Source organism: Halorubrum tibetense (assembly GCF_042661865.1).
Classification (GTDB): domain Archaea; phylum Halobacteriota; class Halobacteria; order Halobacteriales; family Haloferacaceae; genus Halorubrum; species Halorubrum tibetense.
This window is the reverse complement of the sequence record NZ_JBHSWW010000625.1, coordinates 1-632: the sequence shown is the minus strand read 5'-3', so window position 1 is coordinate 632 and position 632 is coordinate 1. Positions and strand designations below refer to the sequence as shown.

Sequence of the window (632 nt, the reverse complement as noted above, 5' to 3'; positions counted from 1 at the left end):
GTAACCAACTCGAATAGTTAACTAAATTAGGGAAGGCTCCAACATCAGTTAAGCTCGGGACCTTATCCACTCAATCAAAGCGACACGAATCAACGAAGTCTGGTCACAAAACACCGTGAGAGGCCATAAAATCACTTTTTCAAAGGATCAAACAAAATTTCGTGAAGCTGGGTTCTCGAAACCCATTCTTGATCTAAAAAGCGCTTTGATTTCATTATTTCGGGCACAATTACTGTATCAATAAATATATTTTCAGTTAAGCTTGGGGCAAGCTGCTCGCCTTTGCACGTCCAATTATGTCCATGATGTAAAGCAGCTAGCATAACGCTATAAGCCGGCTTCCAGAGCTCCAATTCAGGAAAAACCTTTTTCAACGCAAGGAAAATACTCAAGCCTGAAAAATCCAAATCACCCCAAAAAAATGTCTGCTCCTGTCCACCATCAAACCAACGTCTTTCAAAATCATCCAGCACTTCCCTAGACGTAGTAGAGGAATAACTTAGGGTAACGCTGCTTCTATTTCTAATTCGACTCGAAGATAGTTTAAACCCCTCACAATAAATGACATGAAACGGTGCACCTAATTCAGACAATAGAATAAAGCTATCTAGGTTTTCAACAAAAATCCAAGG

At 40.0% G+C, this 632-nt stretch carries 1 protein-coding gene; it reads right to left on the bottom strand.

Annotated features, from left to right (window positions below):
• Positions 1-131: 131 nt before the first annotated feature.
• A partial coding sequence (locus ACFQEU_RS17370; protein ID WP_379784190.1) for a Wadjet anti-phage system protein JetD domain-containing protein occupies positions 132-632 on the bottom strand: 501 nt, incomplete at its 5' end.